The organism is Pontixanthobacter luteolus, assembly GCF_947494915.1.
In the GTDB taxonomy this organism is placed as follows: Bacteria; Pseudomonadota; Alphaproteobacteria; order Sphingomonadales; family Sphingomonadaceae; genus Pontixanthobacter; species Pontixanthobacter luteolus.
This window is the reverse complement of record NZ_CANLWR010000001.1, coordinates 877,355-893,638: the sequence shown is the minus strand read 5'-3', so window position 1 is coordinate 893,638 and position 16,284 is coordinate 877,355. Positions and strand designations below refer to the sequence as shown.

General features: G+C 57.7%; 16 protein-coding genes and 1 tRNA gene. 13 read left to right on the top strand and 4 right to left on the bottom strand.

Going from position 1 to position 16,284, the window contains the following annotated elements:
• Window positions 1-18 precede the first annotated feature (18 nt).
• From PO778_RS04260 to PO778_RS04250, 3 genes are read left to right on the top strand one after another with little or no spacing between them, the layout of a single operon-like run.
• Entirely contained in the window at window positions 19-1,884 is a 1,866-nt protein-coding gene (locus PO778_RS04260) for a cation:proton antiporter domain-containing protein (protein ID WP_271438721.1), read from the top strand.
• Between the two features lie 2 nt (window positions 1,885-1,886).
• The gene (locus PO778_RS04255) at window positions 1,887-2,801 is read left to right on the top strand and encodes an aminotransferase class IV (protein WP_271438720.1); all 915 of its coding nucleotides are present in this window, start codon (window positions 1,887-1,889) and stop codon (window positions 2,799-2,801) included.
• Window positions 2,798-3,538, top strand: a complete 741-nt coding sequence (locus PO778_RS04250; protein ID WP_271438719.1) for a sulfotransferase-like domain-containing protein — start codon at window positions 2,798-2,800, stop codon at window positions 3,536-3,538. Before PO778_RS04255 ends, PO778_RS04250 begins: the two co-directional genes overlap by 4 nt.
• A 12-nt stretch (window positions 3,539-3,550) precedes the next feature.
• On the opposite strand, the gene PO778_RS04245 is transcribed toward PO778_RS04250, so the two are convergent.
• Window positions 3,551-3,640 (bottom strand) — tRNA-Ser (locus PO778_RS04245).
• Window positions 3,641-3,799: 159 nt separating this feature from the next.
• Between PO778_RS04245 and PO778_RS04240 the strand changes: the two genes are divergently transcribed.
• The 10 genes from PO778_RS04240 (at window position 3,800) to mazG (ending at window position 12,865) form a co-directional block, all read left to right on the top strand.
• Window positions 3,800-4,819, top strand: coding sequence for a lytic murein transglycosylase (locus tag PO778_RS04240; RefSeq protein ID WP_271438718.1), 1,020 nt, complete (start codon window positions 3,800-3,802; stop codon window positions 4,817-4,819).
• Entirely contained in the window at window positions 4,803-5,939 is a 1,137-nt protein-coding gene (locus PO778_RS04235) for an SPOR domain-containing protein (RefSeq protein ID WP_271438717.1), read from the top strand. The genes PO778_RS04240 and PO778_RS04235 overlap by 17 nt, the downstream gene beginning before the upstream one ends.
• Window positions 5,940-6,004: 65 nt before the next feature.
• Window positions 6,005-7,144, top strand: a complete 1,140-nt coding sequence (locus PO778_RS04230) for a D-alanyl-D-alanine carboxypeptidase family protein (RefSeq protein WP_271438716.1) — start codon at window positions 6,005-6,007, stop codon at window positions 7,142-7,144.
• Window positions 7,144-7,782, top strand: coding sequence for a dTMP kinase (gene tmk, locus PO778_RS04225; protein ID WP_271439340.1), 639 nt, complete (start codon window positions 7,144-7,146; stop codon window positions 7,780-7,782). Before PO778_RS04230 ends, tmk begins: the two co-directional genes overlap by 1 nt.
• Window positions 7,779-8,741, top strand: a complete 963-nt coding sequence (locus PO778_RS04220; protein WP_271438715.1) for a DNA polymerase III delta subunit-related protein — start codon at window positions 7,779-7,781, stop codon at window positions 8,739-8,741. The genes tmk and PO778_RS04220 overlap by 4 nt, the downstream gene beginning before the upstream one ends.
• Complete coding sequence (metG, locus tag PO778_RS04215; protein ID WP_271438714.1) at window positions 8,734-10,296, top strand: methionine--tRNA ligase; 1,563 nt, start codon at window positions 8,734-8,736, stop codon at window positions 10,294-10,296. The genes PO778_RS04220 and metG overlap by 8 nt, the downstream gene beginning before the upstream one ends.
• A complete protein-coding gene (locus PO778_RS04210) occupies window positions 10,296-11,072 on the top strand; it encodes a TatD family hydrolase (protein ID WP_271438713.1) in 777 nt (258 codons plus the stop codon). The genes metG and PO778_RS04210 overlap by 1 nt, the downstream gene beginning before the upstream one ends.
• Entirely contained in the window at window positions 11,069-11,836 is a 768-nt protein-coding gene (locus PO778_RS04205) for an MBL fold metallo-hydrolase (RefSeq protein ID WP_271438712.1), read from the top strand. Before PO778_RS04210 ends, PO778_RS04205 begins: the two co-directional genes overlap by 4 nt.
• The gene (locus PO778_RS04200; protein WP_202391586.1) at window positions 11,833-12,003 is read left to right on the top strand and encodes a hypothetical protein; all 171 of its coding nucleotides are present in this window, start codon (window positions 11,833-11,835) and stop codon (window positions 12,001-12,003) included. Before PO778_RS04205 ends, PO778_RS04200 begins: the two co-directional genes overlap by 4 nt.
• A gap of 73 nt (window positions 12,004-12,076) precedes the next feature.
• Entirely contained in the window at window positions 12,077-12,865 is a 789-nt protein-coding gene (gene mazG, locus PO778_RS04195; RefSeq protein ID WP_271438711.1) for a nucleoside triphosphate pyrophosphohydrolase, read from the top strand.
• Here the strand turns inward: mazG and hflX are convergent.
• The 3 genes from hflX to ntrX all read right to left on the bottom strand — a co-directional run bounded on the left by hflX (window position 12,854) and on the right by ntrX (window position 16,242).
• Window positions 12,854-14,176, bottom strand: coding sequence for a GTPase HflX (gene hflX / locus PO778_RS04190; RefSeq protein ID WP_271439339.1), 1,323 nt, complete (start codon window positions 14,174-14,176; stop codon window positions 12,854-12,856). The two genes, mazG and hflX, sit on opposite strands and share 12 nt — an antisense overlap.
• Complete coding sequence (gene hfq / locus PO778_RS04185; RefSeq protein ID WP_160729828.1) at window positions 14,173-14,712, bottom strand: RNA chaperone Hfq; 540 nt, start codon at window positions 14,710-14,712, stop codon at window positions 14,173-14,175. Before hfq ends, hflX begins: the two co-directional genes overlap by 4 nt.
• A 147-nt stretch (window positions 14,713-14,859) precedes the next feature.
• A complete protein-coding gene (gene ntrX, locus PO778_RS04180) occupies window positions 14,860-16,242 on the bottom strand; it encodes a nitrogen assimilation response regulator NtrX (protein ID WP_160729827.1) in 1,383 nt (460 codons plus the stop codon).
• Window positions 16,243-16,284 lie beyond the last annotated feature (42 nt).

Here is a 16,284-nt window from a genome sequence, read left to right as displayed (position 1 = left end):
CGGTACTAGTCAGCAGCGATGACTGATTTCCTCGTCATTGCGTTCACAATTCTGGTTGCCGGTGTGATCGCAGTGCCGATTGCGTCACGCCTCGGTCTGGGCAGCGTACTGGGGTATCTGCTGGCAGGCATGGCCATCAGCCCGCTTCTGATCGCCATGAACGTCAATATCGAGCAGCTACAGGTGTTCGCCGAATTCGGCGTGGTCATGATGCTGTTCCTTGTGGGGCTGGAACTGGAACCCAAGAAGCTTTGGGCAATGCGCGGGCGCTTGCTCGGCTTGGGTGGAGGGCAGGTGCTCCTTACTCTGCTCGCCCTGGCCGCCATTGCAATGTTCGATGGTCAACCGTGGCAAACCGCACTTGGGATCGGCATGGTTTTGTCGCTTTCCTCAACCGCGATCATCATCCAGACCTTGTCGGAAAAAGGCCTTTTGAAAAGCGAAGGCGGGGAAGCCAGCTTCTCCGTTCTCCTGTTTCAGGATGTTGCGGTAATCCCGTTTCTTGCGATCATTCCTTTGCTCGCAATACCGGAACTCGCGGCGGCGACATCCCAGATCGCCGGCCACGGTGACGGCGCACACGGCGCCGGCTGGACGGTGACGCAGAACATGCCCGCATGGCTCGCCGGGATCGTGACCTTGGCCGCCGTTGCAGCAGTGGCGGTTATCGGAAACTACCTGACCCGTCCGATCTTCCGTTTCATCGCCAGCGCCCAGCTGCGCGAATTGTTCACTGCGGCAGGACTGGTCTTCGTGATCGGTATAGCCTTGATGATGACGTTTGTCGGCCTGTCCCCGGCGCTCGGAACATTCCTTGCCGGGGTGGTGCTGGCAAACAGCGAATACCGGCATGAACTGGAATCAGATGTCGCACCGTTCAAAGGTCTCTTGCTCGGGCTTTTCTTCGTCACCGTGGGTGCAGGAATAGATTTCGGCCTGGCTGCTGAAAAGTATGACGAGGTCCTGTTCTGGGCAGCAATCGTGATCGCGGTAAAGGTGCTGGTGCTTCTGGGTATTGCCAGCATTGCCGGTCTGCGGCGCCAATCAAGATGGCTTTTCTCGCTCAGCCTTGCGCAGGCCGGTGAATTCGCATTTGTGCTGATCGCTTTCGCGGTCGCGAATTTCGTGTTTGATAGCGAGCTGGCCGATCTGCTGCTGCTGGTCGTCGCGCTCACCATGCTTGTCACGCCGCTGCTGTTTATCATTTATGACAAATTCATCGCACCCGCTTTTTCAAAAGGCGGAGAGCGAGAGGCGGACTTCATCGATGAAGACAATTCAGTCATCATAGCGGGGCGTGGGCGCGTGGGCGGCATCGTTGACCGAATGCTGCAATCCGCAGGGTTCGCAACAACCGTGATCGACTATGATTCAAGCCATCTCGAAGCCGTTCGGAAGCTGGGCTACCGGACCTATTTCGGCGATGCGACGCGGCCTGATCTATTGCACGCAGCGGGTATCGAGAACGCAAAGCTGCTGGTGGTCGCGCTGGACGAGCGCGAACAGATCGACAAACTGGTGAAGTATGCGATCAAGAATTTCCCCCATCTGCATATCACGGCGCGGGCGGTGGACCGCGGCCATGTTTACGAACTCTGGTCCTATGGGTGCCGGGACATCATCCGTGAAACCTACGATGCCTCGCTCCGCATAGGACGTTCGGCTTTCGAGGCGCTTGGAATGGACCGGCAGCAAGCGGTCGCCATGACCGAGGCATTCGAAGAAATGGATCGTAGCTCGATGCAGGAAGTTGCTGAGCTATACGATGCAGATATTCCTTGGTCAGAAAACGAGCCGATGCTTGAAATGATGAAGGGCTTCAAAGCCAAGTGGGACCCTATCCTGCGCGAACAGATGGACGAAATTATCAAGAGAGGCCGCTGATTATGGGTAAGGGAACGCACAGCTATGTGGCCGATCCGCGCAACGATACGGTCATCATCGATGTAAATGGCGAACACTTCGCCAGGCACGAGGCGAAGGTGTCGGTGTTCGACAGCGGCTTCATGCTCGGCGATGGCGTCTGGGAAGGGCTGCGGCTTCACAAGGGCCGGATCGCGTTTCTGGACCAGCATCTGGAGCGGCTTTATCGCGGCGCGAAGGCCATCGCGATGGATATCGGGCTGACCAAAGCGGAACTGACGCAGCGGCTGGAAAACGTGCTGCACGCGAACGGCATGACCGGCAACGGGGTGCACATCCGGCTGATGGTGACCCGGGGCATCCGCTCGACGCCCTATCAGGACCCGCGCGTGGTTATTTCGCCCGCAACGATCGTGATAATTCCTGAGTGGAAGGATCCCGTTCCCGAAACCGCGACCAATATGTTGAACCTGTTTACGGTGCACGTCCGGCGGGGTTATCCCGATGTGCAGGATCCGAAACTGAACAGCCACAGCAAGCTCAACTGCATCACAGCGTGCATACAAGCGACTCAGGCCGGCGCGGACGAGGCGTTGATGCTCGATCCGCATGGTTTCGTGGCGACGTGTAATTCAACGCACTTCTTCATCGTCAAGAATGATGAGGTTTGGACTTCAAGCGGTGATTACTGCCTCGACGGGATTACCCGCGGCATGGTCATCGAAATCGCGCGCGAGGCAGGTATTCCTGTGTTTGAACGCAACTTCTCCCTGACCGACGTTTACGGCGCCGATGAAGCGTTCACCACCGGCACCTTCGCAGGGCTTGCGCCTGTCGGTACGGTCGATGGCCGCGTATTGGGTACAGAGCGCGGGCCGATGGTTGAAAGGCTGCAGGGCCTGTATCTTGAACGGCTGAGCAAAGAGGCCCGCTCATGACAGCGCGTCCCATTCGCATTGCGATGTGGTCGGGGCCGCGGAACATCTCGACCGCAATGATGCGCAGCTTCGGTGCGCGGTCCGACTGCTCGGTATCCGATGAGCCATTTTATGGCGCATATCTGAAAGACTCTGGCGAACCGCAGCCTATGGCGGACGAAATTATCGCCGATATGAATTGCGACTGGGATGAAGTCGCGGCGACCATGCGCGGCCCGGCACCGGGAGGCGCGGCGATCTGGTATCAGAAGCATATGCCGCATCACATGGTCGGCCCGGTCGATATTCGGGATTTTCCAGATCATGTGCACGCCTTTCTGATCCGCGAGCCCGAGCGGGTTATCGCGAGCTATGCTGTGAAACGGGTCGCGGTAAAATTTGACGATCTGAGGTATGATCGTCAGCTTGAATATTTCGAATGGGCACGGAGCCAGACCGACAGCGTTCCTGCGGTAATCGATTCAACCGCCTTCCTTGCAAACCCGGCCGGACACCTTGAGGCACTGTGCGAAAGGATTGGCATTCCATGGAGCGCCGAGATGCTGCGCTGGCAGCCAGGAATACAGGCAACCGACGGGATATGGGCCTCGCACTGGTACGATAAGGTTGCTGCCTCTAGCGGATTCGGGTCGCCTCCAGGCAAACGGCCAGAACTCAGCGGCGCAACTGCGGAACTCGCAGATCGTTGCCGACCGTATTACGAGGCCATGCGCGAACACGCGATTTTGCCAGAATAGCTAAGGGAAAAATGGCGGACAGGGTGGGATTCGAACCCACGGTACGCTTGCACGCACGCCGGTTTTCAAGACCGGTGCATTCAACCACTCTGCCACCTGTCCGCAGAGAATCGCTCGCTAGCCATCCGCGCCGCATTTGTCACCAGCAATTGACGTCCAGCACCGCCATGGTTCGCATGATCCGGCACAAATTATCGGATTTCCGTTCATACTCAGCGATTTCCACTTGCGGTTCATAATTGGTGTGACACGGTTGTTTGCATGAAACTGAAAACAATTTTCGCCGCGTGTGCCGCGCTTATGACCATGTCGCCGATTTCGCCCGCCGCCGCGCAGGACATGTCCTTCGATGCGTATATGCAATTGTTGATCGCACGGGCGAGGGCAGAAGGTGTCAGCGAAGCGACGATCACTCGGATGACCACCGGTCTTACTCCGAATCAGCGTGTAATTCAGCTTGATCAGGCTCAGCCAGGCACGCCCACGAGAAGCGGTTATCCGGCATTGCAGCCTTACTTGAACACCCACGTCAATCCGACGCGCATCCAGCGAGGCAAAAGCATGTTTGCCGCCACCCGGGGCATTCATCAGCGGATCGAACAGCAATACGGCGTCCCTGCGGAAATCTTGATGGCGATCTGGGGACATGAAACCAATTACGGCGGTTACAAGGGCAATTTCGATCTTTCCCGCTCATTGGCGACACTTGCCTGGGAAGGGCGCCGACGGGATCTGTTTTCATCCGAATGGGTGGACTTGCTGAAGGTCGCCGACAAGGGGTATTCGCGTTCCGAACTGGTCGGAAGCTGGGCTGGGGCGTTTGGAAACCCGCAGTTCTTGCCAAGCGTCTATCTGCGCCTTGCCACCGATGGCGATGGGGATGGCCGCGCTGACATCTTCAATAACCGCGCTGATACGCTCGCTTCGATTGCCCGTTATTTCAAGGATTCCGGCTGGCGTACTGGTCAACCATGGGGTGTCCGCGTGTCGGTACCTGCGAACCTCGACCGTGCGGCGGTTGAGAACAAGATCATCGCCCCTGTCTGCCCCCGCGTTCACGAGCGGCACAGCCAGTGGAAAACGGTGGGAGAGTGGCGGCAATTGGGTGTTCAGCCGCAAAAATATCTGGCCGATGATGTCATGGCATCCTTCTTCCAACCGGATGGAGACGGAAATCCTGCATGGCTCTTAACCGCAAATTATAGGGTTATCCTCGAATATAACTGCTCGAATTACTACGCGATGAGTGTGGGATTGCTTGCAGATGAGATTGCCAACTGATGTCCGTTACCGTTTCCTGGCGCTTGGCCTAACCGCCACGCTGGCGGCCTGTGGCCGCGGGGGAAATGATTTTGCCGCCATGACGTCCACCGGCGATACGCCGGCAGTATTGGCGCAGTCTGGTCCGGCTGCGGATTACCCAGTCGTGCTGGGCGAACCTTATTCCATCGACGGCACACTCTACACTCCCGTCGATACGCTTAACCATGACGAGGTTGGCTACGCCTCGCTCGATAGCGATGCGGGGAATGCCGTTTCCATCGCACACAAAACCCTGCCGCTGCCGAGCTATGTCGAGGTAACTTCGCTGGATACCGGCAAGACAATACTTGCGCGGGCTGAACGGCGCGGTCCGATGAGCAACGACTATCTGGTCGCATTGTCTGCAGGCGCCGCCACTCAGCTTGGTGTCGCACAGGGGGCCCCGGTCCGTGTACGCCGAGTCAATCCGCCAGAAGCGGAACGTGCGAAGCTACGCTCCGGCGAAACCGCACCTGATCGGATGGACACGCCCAAATCGCTTCTGACGGCTCTGGTTCGCAACCTGCCAGCCAAGGGCTTCACCAGCCTGTCAGCACCTAAAACAGGTCCGGCCCTTGCTTCGAATAACCTCGGCAAGTCGCCTATACCGCCAAGTGCAGAGCTGCCTACAATGCGAGAAACAGCATCTGCTGCGGCTGACGCGCCGACAGTTGATGCGGCTGCACCAGCTGCAAAAGAGACCTTTGCCGATGCGTTCCGCGGCGACCGCAAAGCCGTTGGCGCCTACCCGCTTCCTCCCATTGCAAGCTCAGCAGCATCAGGAACAGCGGAACTTTCTCCTCCAGTGCAGCAAGGTGCCACAAAGGCTGAGGCCCCTGCGACGGTTCAGGTGGCAACGCCCCAGCAGCCTAGCGCCAGCCAATCTGCAACCGATGGTTTTGTGATCCAGGCAGCGGCGTTTTCAAGCAAAGCGAATGCCGACCGCGCAGCAAGTTCAATCGACGGTTTCGTGCAGAAGTCAGGCAAATACTTCCGTGTTCGCAAAGGGCCGTTCGCCAATCGTGGACAGGCTGAAGCGGCGCTCGCAAAGGTGCGGGACGCAGGTTATAGAGACGCACGCGTTTACACCACGGGATAGATGCCGGATCCGTCCGGCGGACGGGACAGGCTTTGACACCTCATTTCAAAATTGCGGTTGCTGCAATGGTCGCGCTCGTTGGCGGCAGTGCAGCAGTGGCGTCGCAGGCGGACCAGAAGCCTGCCAATGCCGCTGCGGTGATCGCAGAGGAAGCCCCGGTGGCTCTGCTGGTCGATATGACGTCAGGTCAGACGCTGTTTGCCAAGAATGAGGACCGGCGGTTTATCCCTGCGTCAATCACCAAGGTGATGAGCGCATATGTTGCGTTCGAGATGATTAAGTCCGGCGAACTCGATCTGCGTCAACAATTCACGATGAGCCCGGCTGTCGCGACCGACTGGTACCGTACCGGGTCCACCATGTTTCTCGAAGAGGGAGAAGCTGTCGAAGTCGATTTGTTGCTCAAGGGAATCACTTCGGTATCAGCCAATGACGCCAGCGCGGTTCTCGCGGAAGGCGCAGCCGGCTCGGTTGATCAATGGGTCAACCGAATGAATGAAACTGCTGCCAAGCTTGGCATGCGCAACAGCCACTTTGGCACGCCCAACGGCTGGCCGGATGGGGGCAAGACCTTCACGACAGCCCGCGATCTCGAATTATTGGCAAAGGCGATGATATCGAGGCATCCCGACCTTTATGCCCGCTACTTCGGGAAAGAGGGCCTTCGGCACAACGGCTTCGCGCAGGCAAATCACGATCCGATTTCGGGCCGGGTGGACGGTGCTGACGGGATCAAGACCGGGTACACCAATCAGGCGGGCAATGGATTTCTCGGCAGCGCTGCACGGGAAGGCACACGCCTTATCCTCGTGCTCGCGGCGGTGGATGATGAGCCGGCCAGAGGAAACGCAGCCCGGAAAATGATCGAATGGGGTTTTGCAGGCTATGACCGGCAGTCTGTTTTCACAGGCGGCCAAACGATCGCACGGGCGCAGGTCCAGAATGGCGAAGCGAGCCTAGTCGGGCTGAAAACTGCGGCCGATGTCAGCATCGCCGTGCCGATTGGTGACACTGCGCCCCGGGTTGTCTCAGTCCTATACGATGGACCGCTGGAGGCACCGATCAGGTCCGGTGAACGGGTTGCTCGGCTGACAATTTCAGGCGGGAATATGCCGCCCGCAAACATTGAGTTATACGCAGCAGAAGATGTCGCTGAAGCCGGGCATTTTAAGAGAATTTCAAATGCGTTCGAAAGCTGGTTCTGATCATGACGGGTAAGTTCATTGCTTTTGAGGGCGGAGAAGGGACTGGGAAATCCACCCAGGCGAAGCTTCTCGCCGAATATCTGCATGGTCGGGGGATAGCGTGCAGATTGACCCGTGAGCCGGGCGGCACGGAAGGGGCGGAGGCCATTCGCGAGCTGCTCCTTCATCCTCCGGGCGAGGGGTGGGGGGCCCGCGCTGAGGCGCTGCTTTTTGCTGCGGCCCGTTCCGACCATGTTGAGAAGCTTATTCGGCCTGCTGTCCAATCCGGCGAATGGGTTATTTCTGATCGGTATCTCGATTCAAGTCGCGCCTATCAGGGCGGGGCTGGCGGCATCGGCGATGATCATGTTCTGGCCCTGCACGACATCGGCAGTGACGGGCTCAAGCCGGACCTGACCATCCTGATCGATGTTCCGCCGCAGCAGGTCGCATCGCGACTGGCACTGCGCGATGGTGACAATTCAGATGCGATTGGCGGGCGGAGCGCAGATTATCACGCAGATGTGACCGCCGCCTTCCGAGAGATTGTGGCTAAGGAGCCTGCGCGGTTCAGCATCGTCAATGGCGAGGGCTCGGTAGACGATGTGCAATCCCGGGTTAAAGCAGCGATTGCACCCTTGTTTGGCGAGTTGGCATGAGCCTGATCGGCCACGATAACGCCTGGCGCGAATGGCGCGATGCAATGGGCGGCGAGCGGATGCATCACGCGTGGATGCTGGCTGGCAAGAGCGGTCTGGGCAAAATGCAATTCGCGCTGGCCGCGGCGCGCGAACTTGTCGCTGAACCCGGCATTCCGCAGCCAGAAGGGCATCATCCCGATATCACCATCCTGATGCGGGGTCCGAAGGACGACAAGGAAGATCGCAAGCGGGAGAAGGGCGAACCTTTCGAAACCAAGCGCAACATTACCGTCGGGCAGATCCGAGCGATGCAGCAAAGGCTCACCACGCGCCCTACGCTAGGTTCGCGCCGTGTGGTGATCGTCGATCCGGCCGATGACATGGAGAAGGGCGCATCGAACGCCTTGTTGAAGAGCCTCGAGGAACCGCCGGCTGGAACATTCTTCGTACTGGTCACGCACCGTCCCGCTCGCCTGCTTCCGACCATACGCTCACGCTGCCGGATTGTCCGCTTTCCGACCGTGTCCGATGCCGATCTCGAGCAATTGCTGAGGAAAGAAGCGCCGGAGGCTGACGAGGCAACGCAGAAAGCAGCGGTGATCGCCGCTGGGGGATCTCCGGGGGCCGCGCTCGATTTCGTTGAACGCGATTTGGGTAAGCTGTTCGCGCTCATGCAGCAGATTATCGCCGAAGGTGACCCCGCCTTTGCTCTGCGCGGCCGTATGTCAGAACTGATCGGCGCCCGGCCCAAACGGGAACGTATTCTGGCGACGATCGATCTGGCCCGGTCGGTGATCGCCGGTTCCATCAGTGATGTATCTCCGCGCGATTATCCCGCCGTGGTGGAGGCACACGCAGAACTGGTCAGACTTTCGGGGCAGGCTCCGACATACAATTTTGATGCCGCGTTGCTGGTGGCTGAAATCGGGACCTTGCTTGCCTCTGCCGCGCCGCTTAGGGAGCGGGCCAATGTCTGAACCATTTTATATCACCACCGCGATCAGCTATCCCAATGGCCGTCCGCATATCGGCCACGCTTACGAAGCGATCGCAGCCGATGTCATTGCGCGTTTCCAGCGCTCGGAAGGCCGTGAAGTCCGCTTCCAGACCGGAACCGACGAACACGGCCTGAAGATGGCCCGCAAAGCTGAAGAGCAAGGCCGGACCGCACGCGAACTGGCCGACGAAATGTCAGGTTATTTCCGCGACATGTGCGACGGCCTGAACATCAGTTATGACCGGTTTATTCGTACCGTAGAGGACGACCATCACCGCGCCAGCCAGGCGATCTGGCAGGCGATGGAAAAGAAGGGCGACCTATACCTCGACCGGTACGAGGGATGGTATAGCGTCCGTGACGAAGCCTATTACGACGAGAAGGAACTGGTCGAAGGCGAGGGGGGCGAGAAGCTCTCCCCGCAAGGCACGCCTGTTGAATGGACAGTTGAGGAAAGCTGGTTCTTCCGCCTTTCAAAATATCAGGACGCGCTGCTCAAACTGTTCAGCGACACACCGGAATTCCTGATGCCGGACAGCCGCCGCAACGAAATGATTTCGTTCGTATCGGGCGGACTGACGGATCTGTCGGTATCGCGCACCAGTTTCGATTGGGGCGTGAAAGTCCCCGGCAGTGACGGCCACGTCATGTATGTGTGGGTCGATGCACTGACCAATTACCTGACGGGCCTTGGTTATCCCGACATGGACGGTGATATGGCCAAATTCTGGCCGGCAGATCTACACCTGATTGGCAAGGACATCGTCCGCTTTCACACGATTTACTGGCCCGCTTTCCTGATGAGCGCGGACTTGCCGCTGCCAAAGAAGGTGTTCGGCCACGGATTCCTGCTCAATCGCGGCGTCAAGGAATCGAAGACGCTCGGCAACGTCACCGACCCGATGGCGCTGGCGGAGCAATTCGGCGTCGATACGCTGCGCTATTTCCTCATGCGCGAAGTCGCCTTTGGCCAAGATGGCAGCTATTCAGCCGAGGCAATCGTCACACGATGCAATGCAGAGCTTGCAAACAGCTTTGGAAACCTCGCGCAGCGCACATTGTCCATGATTTTCAAGAATATGGATGGGCATATTGAAGCCGATTTCGCGGAAACTGATGCAGACAACGCGCTGACCAGTGAAGTCAAAGCCGCTTGCGAAGCCTTGCAGGAAAAATTCGCGAATCTGGCGTTCAGTGACGGTCTGGACCACTGGATGAAGGCCGTTTTTGCGTGCAATCAATATGTCGATGAACAAGCGCCGTGGACTTTGAAGAAAACCGATCCTGACCGGATGAAAGCGGTGCTGCTCACGCTCTTCAAACAGGTGCGCGATCTGGCCATTACGGTCCGGCCTGTTGTACCTGCTGCCAGCGACCGATTGCTCGACCAGATGGGCATCGCTGCAGACCAGCGCGACTACGCGGCACTGACGAATGATGAATGGTACGCGTCGCTGGCGCAATCTGGCTTCATTCTGGAGAAGCCGGAGGGCGTATTCCCTCGTCTCGATATGCCGGAGCAGGAGGCCGAATAATGCTCATCGATAGCCATTGTCACCTGGAGTATGAGGGGTTGATCGAGGATCAGAACGCCGTGCTCGAACGTGCGCGCGGCGCCGGGGTGGGCGGTTTCCTCAACATTTCGACCAAACAGGCTGAATGGGAGCAAGTGGTTGCAACCGCCGCGCGTGAGAAAGATGTCTGGGCAAGCGTTGGGATTCATCCGCACAATGCAGATCAGCACGCGGATATGGACGCTGACGAATTGCGCCGCGCAGTTCAGCATCCCAAAGTGATTGCGATCGGTGAAACCGGACTCGACTATTATTACGACAAGTCCGACCGGCAAGTTCAACAGGACCTGTTCCGCAAGCACATCACTGTGGCGCGTGAAACCGGCCTTCCGGTAATCATTCATACGCGTGATGCGGAAGACGATACGCTGGCCATTCTTGAAGACGAACTGGGGAAGGGGGCTTTCCCTGCCCTGATCCATTGCTTCACCGCATCTGCAGACTTCGGCCGCAAAGTCCTGAATCTCGGCCTGACAATTTCGCTTTCCGGCATTGTAACCTTCAAGAATGCCAAGGAACTGCAGGAAATCGCAGCAGAATTACCTGGCGACCGCATTCTTGTAGAAACAGACAGCCCGTTCCTAGCACCGGTTCCCCATCGCGGAAAAACTTGCGAGCCCGCATTTGTAAGCAATACCGCAGACTTCGTGGCTGAACTGCGCGGCGTCAGCACGGATGAGCTTGCCAAAACGACAACCGAGAATTTTTTCCGCCTGTTTAGCAAGGCTGCTGCATGAAATTGCTGATGCTTGGCTCCGGCACGTCAACGGGGGTGCCAAGAATCGGTAACGATTGGGGCGCATGCGACCCTGACGAACCGCGCAACCGCCGGACCCGGGTTTCCATCTTGGTTGAAAGCGATGACGGCCGCAGGCTTGTGGTCGATACTTCGACAGATATGCGCCAGCAATTTCTGAGCAACCGGATCGACCGTATCGACGGGGTATTCTGGACTCACGATCACGCAGATCACTGCCACGGGATCGATGATCTGCGCGTGCTGCGTTATGGCCGCAAGGCGCCAATTCCCGGCTTTGGTTCGACAGAAACGGTCCGCCGCCTCCGTCAGCGTTTCGACTACGTCTTCGCTGGACAGCATGGCTATCCAACCATCTGCGAACTGGACACGCTCGACCGAATGCGCATGTGCGCCGGATTTGGCGTCGAATGGTGCCAGATGCCGCATGGTCCAACCCAATCGACCGCGTTCCGTTTCGAAGCCGACGGAAAATCAATCTGTTACGCCACAGATTTCAGCGCGATCACGGATGAAATGCTGGATCTGATGGATGGCACCGATATCCTGGTGTCGGATTGCCTGCGCCGGGATCCGCATCCGACACATGCCAATCTCGAGATGGCTATTTCACTTGGCAAGCAGACAAACGCTGGCGTCACGGTTCTCAGCCATCTCGATAAATCGATGGATTACAGAAGCTTGCAGAGTGAAGTGCCTGACAATGTGATTGTCGGGTTTGATGGTCTGGAATTGAAGGCATGAACGAATTCGATGCAATTAACATCGTCTGGGTGCTTGGCGCGCTGGTTTTGGCGGGTAGCGCGCTCGCCGGCTACCGTTTGAGTTGGAAGCGCGGAGTGGTGTACGCATTGATGTGGGCATCGATCTTCGTTGCTGTGACGTTGCTGATCAACCTGGTGAATGTCTGAGAGGGCTCATCTCTTGCTCAACCGCAATTTTATTTAACATAATATATATTATCAATCTGTACCGTGAGTGTTTATGACCGACCAGACGGCCCGCCTCCTCAAGATCATGGCCAAGCTTCGCGATCCTGACGGTGGATGCGAATGGGATTTGGCGCAGACCTTCAGCAGCATCGCACCTTATACAATCGAGGAAGCCTACGAAGTCGCCGATGCGATTGAGCGCGCCGACATGGCCGAACTGCGCGGAGAGCTTGGCGATCTGTTGTTACAGGTCGTGTTCCATTCCAGAATGGCCGAAGAGGAAGGCCACTTCGCATTTGAGGATGTAGCGCGCGCGATCTCCGACAAGATGGAAGCCCGCCATCCGCACATCTTCGGAAACGAAGACGGGACAATGGGTGAAGCCCGCTGGGAAGATCTGAAAGAGCAAGAACGGTCGGACAAGGGTGCCACAAGCGCACTGGACGGGGTTGCGACTGCCCTTCCCGCACTCCTGCGCGCTGAGAAGCTCCAAAAACGCGCAGCAAGGGTCGGTTTCGACTGGCCCGATACATCAGGCCCAGAGGACAAGGTGCGTGAAGAACTCGCTGAACTGAAAGAGGCGGGCGCGGCGGACCGAGCGGAGGAGGCTGGCGATCTGTTATTTGCTGCGGTCAATCTGGTCCGCGCTTATGGAATTGCGCCAGAAGATGCGCTGCGCAGCGCGAATGCCAAATTCGAGCGCAGGTTTCGCGAGATGGAGCATCTAGCCAACGGCAGTTTCGCCGATCGGAACCTTCAGGAACAAGAGTCGCTGTGGCAGGCAGTCAAAGCAGCAGAAAAGAACTCTGACGCGAAGACCTCCAAAAAATCAGAGGCTTGAAAAGCGTCCGAATTCCTTCGGCGTCAACCGAACGTCGATGGCGAGCATAGGTCCGCCATCGCTTTCGCCGCCATCGCTTTCAGCAAGCACTTGGCCGTGAGAATGCAGCCACGCAATTTTCTGCCCCTCCGACGCGGAAAGCATAATCCGGTATGATTTGGCCCCTTCGGTCAGGATAGCGTCGATGGTGGAAACAAGCTCGTCCACGCCCTCGCCCGTTACGGCTGAAATCGGCACAATTGCCTTATCCGATTGAGCGATCTCGATCAGCTCTTTGCGCCGGTCATCATCCACAAGGTCCAGCTTGTTCCAGGCCTCAACGATTGGAATGCTGGGGTCATCATCCTCGCTATCATAAACGCCGAGGTCGCTTAGCACGCTCAATACCTGCGATTTCTGTGCGCCGGATTCCGGATTATGAATATCGCGCACGTGGACGATCACGTCGGCAGCCGTCACCTCCTCCAAAGTAGCGCGGAACGCAGCCACGAGCTGTGTCGGAAGGTCCGAGATAAACCCGACCGTGTCGGAAAGAATTGCCTTCTCGACTCCCGGCAGCCTGACGGCGCGCATCGTCGGATCGAGCGTGGCAAACAGGAGGTCTTCGGCCATCACCTCCGCCCCGGTCATGCGGTTGAACAAGGTGGATTTGCCTGCGTTCGTATAGCCGACCAGAGCAATGATCGGCCACGGTGCCCGCCCCCGCCGTTCCCGGTGCAATGTGCGCGTCTTGCGCACCTGCTCCAGCTCTTTGCGAAGCCGAGCCATGCGCTGGCGGATCATTCGGCGGTCGGCCTCGATCTGGGTTTCGCCTGGCCCGCCGAGGAAGCCGAAGCCGCCTCGCTGACGTTCCAGGTGGGTCCAGCTACGAACCAAACGGCTCTGCTGATAGTCGAGATGGGCGAGTTCGACTTGCAAACGCCCCTCTGCCGTCGCTGCTCTTTCGCCAAAGATTTCGAGGATCAGTCCCGTACGGTCGATCACCTTGCGCTTGAGCTTTTCCTCAAGGTTGCGCTGCTGGATCGGCGACAGCGAACCGTCAACAATGACCAGTTCGGCCTCCTCGAGATTGCAGTCGGTCTCGATATTCTGAACTTGTCCCGCCCCGAACAGAGTGTTTGGTTTTACATCCCTGATTGGAATGATAACGGATTTGGCGATTACGATACCAATGGCCATCGCAAGCCCGCACGCTTCCTCAAGCCGCGAACTCGCATCGAGATCGTAGGACTGACCGCGGATATCCGGACAGATGACGACGGCCCGCGCACCGCGGGAAACCTCGCCTAACAGATTGTCATCGAAGCTCAGTCTTCTTCACCTTCCCAATCGCCCGACAGGTCTACATGCGTGTCGGGCTGGATTGTGGATACGGCATGCTTGTAAGCGAGTTGGACAAAGCCATCGCGCTCAAGAAGCATGCAGAAAAGATCATAAGCGGCAATCGCACCCTGCAGCATCACACCGTTCACAAGGAACATTGTGACCTGCGCCTCGGCATCTTTCACGCTGCTCAGGAAAACATCCTGCAACAAACGCTGTTTGCGGTTGCTGTCCTGGCTTGCGAATTGGCCAGCATCCATCGGCTGACCTGGCATAATCGTGCTGATTGCATGCTTGTAAACGAGCTGAGACTGACCGTCGCGCCGTAGCAATATCGAGAAATTGTCGAACCACGTCACGATGCCTTGCAACTTTACGCCCTTGACCAGAAACATGGTCACAGGTGTCTTGTTCTTGCGAAGCAAGTTAAGGAAGGCGTCTTGCAAATTGGTCTGCTTGCCGGGTTTTTGCGGTTCGACCTCTTTCTTGGTCACGCGCGCCGACAGGGTGCGTCCTTCGGACATTTCATTATCTCCATTATTGGCAGCCAGCTGAACTGGTCTGCAATCTGGCAACGCCGAGAAATCCAGCGAAACCGAAAACCATTTATAAAATACGTGTTTGAGCCGCCGATTTCAATCAGAATTCAAAGACGGCTTTATGACAACAACTTAATCCGCGTCATTTGCCTTGCGATCACCCATGCCGAGAAGCTTGAGTTTTCGGTGAAGTGCGGACCGTTCCATCCCGATAAAATTCGCCGTTTTTGAAATGTTTCCGGAGAACCTGCGTATCTGGATCGTCAGATATTCGCGCTCGAACGTTTCTCGTGCTTCGCGAAGCGGCACCCCGGTGAGAGCGGTGATGCCCCCGCCATTACCCAGCTTTCCGCCGGTTACTTCGCTTGGCAGCATTGTCGGCTCGATAGTGTCGATTTCATCGCGCGGAGTAAGGATGATTGTCCGCTCCACGACATTGCGAAGCTGCCTTACATTGCCCGGCCAATCATAGGCCTGCAAGGCGGCCAGAGCCTCATCCGAAAGGCGCGGTGCGGGGATGCCCTGCTCTGCTGCGTGCCTAGTGAAAAAGTGATCTGCCAATGCGGGAATGTCATCCCGTCGCTCCGACAGCGATGGCACAGTCACCGGGACCACGTTCAACCGGTAATACAGGTCTTCGCGAAAGCGCTTCTCTTCCATCTCGGTTTCAAGATCGCGCGCAGTCGAAGAAACCACCCTGACATCGACGCCAATCTGGCGCGTGCCCCCTACCCTGACAAAGCTCTGTTCTGTCAGCACGCGCAGGATACGCGCCTGTGTCGAGAGCGGCATGTCCGCGATTTCGTCCAGATACAGCGTACCCCCATCGGCGACCTCCAGCAGGCCCTGACGCACCAGCTTGCCGTTCGACTCCTCGCCAAACAGCTCCTGTTCGAACCTTTCGGGTGTGATGCGCGCCGAGTTTACGATGACGAATGCGTTGTCGGCCCTCGCGCTCCAACTGTGCAGCAGCCGTGCCGCGACCTCCTTGCCAGCGCCAGCCGGACCACTAATCAACACTCGGCTGCCGGTACTGGCTACCCGTTTCAGCGTCGCCCTCACCTGATTGATCGCAGCAGAGTTACCGTTGAACTCCTCACCGCGGGTAAAGCCCTGCCGCAGGCGGTCGTTTTCCCGCCGCAACCGTTCTGTTTCAGTCGCACGCTCTACAAGAAGCAACAGCCTCTCTGCCTCAAACGGCTTTTCGATAAAGTCCATCGCACCGCGACTGACTGCGGAAACGGCGGTATCGATGTTTCCATGGCCGGAGAAAATGATCACCGGCAATTCCGGCTCGCGCTGCTTGATTGCGTCCAGCACCTCCAGCCCGTCCATCTGGCTGCCATGTAGCCACACATCCAGCAGCACCAGGCTTGGCCGTTTTTCGTCGACTGCAGCCAAGGCGGATGTGCTGTCTCCGGCGGTGCGGCATTCATAGCCTTCGTCGCTCAGGACACCCGAGACGAGTTCCCTGATATCGTGTTCGTCATCAACTACGAGGATGTCTAACGCCATGGCGCAGTTTCCTTTCCGGTAATCATGTCTGTCCGCCCGTTG

Coding starts and splice junctions, on each gene's coding strand:
- PO778_RS04260 (WP_271438721.1), top strand. CDS start 19: ATGACTGATTTCCTCGTCATTGCGTTCACAATTCTGGTTGCCGGTGTG.
- PO778_RS04255 (WP_271438720.1), top strand. CDS start 1,887: ATGGGTAAGGGAACGCACAGCTATGTGGCCGATCCGCGCAACGATACG.
- PO778_RS04250 (WP_271438719.1), top strand. CDS start 2,798: ATGACAGCGCGTCCCATTCGCATTGCGATGTGGTCGGGGCCGCGGAAC.
- PO778_RS04240 (WP_271438718.1), top strand. CDS start 3,800: ATGAAACTGAAAACAATTTTCGCCGCGTGTGCCGCGCTTATGACCATG.
- PO778_RS04235 (WP_271438717.1), top strand. CDS start 4,803: ATGAGATTGCCAACTGATGTCCGTTACCGTTTCCTGGCGCTTGGCCTA.
- PO778_RS04230 (WP_271438716.1), top strand. CDS start 6,005: ATGGTCGCGCTCGTTGGCGGCAGTGCAGCAGTGGCGTCGCAGGCGGAC.
- PO778_RS04220 (WP_271438715.1), top strand. CDS start 7,779: ATGAGCCTGATCGGCCACGATAACGCCTGGCGCGAATGGCGCGATGCA.
- metG (WP_271438714.1), top strand. CDS start 8,734: ATGTCTGAACCATTTTATATCACCACCGCGATCAGCTATCCCAATGGC.
- PO778_RS04210 (WP_271438713.1), top strand. CDS start 10,296: ATGCTCATCGATAGCCATTGTCACCTGGAGTATGAGGGGTTGATCGAG.
- PO778_RS04205 (WP_271438712.1), top strand. CDS start 11,069: ATGAAATTGCTGATGCTTGGCTCCGGCACGTCAACGGGGGTGCCAAGA.
- PO778_RS04200 (WP_202391586.1), top strand. CDS start 11,833: ATGAACGAATTCGATGCAATTAACATCGTCTGGGTGCTTGGCGCGCTG.
- mazG (WP_271438711.1), top strand. CDS start 12,077: ATGACCGACCAGACGGCCCGCCTCCTCAAGATCATGGCCAAGCTTCGC.
- hfq (WP_160729828.1), bottom strand. CDS start 14,712: ATGTCCGAAGGACGCACCCTGTCGGCGCGCGTGACCAAGAAAGAGGTC.
- ntrX (WP_160729827.1), bottom strand. CDS start 16,242: ATGGCGTTAGACATCCTCGTAGTTGATGACGAACACGATATCAGGGAA.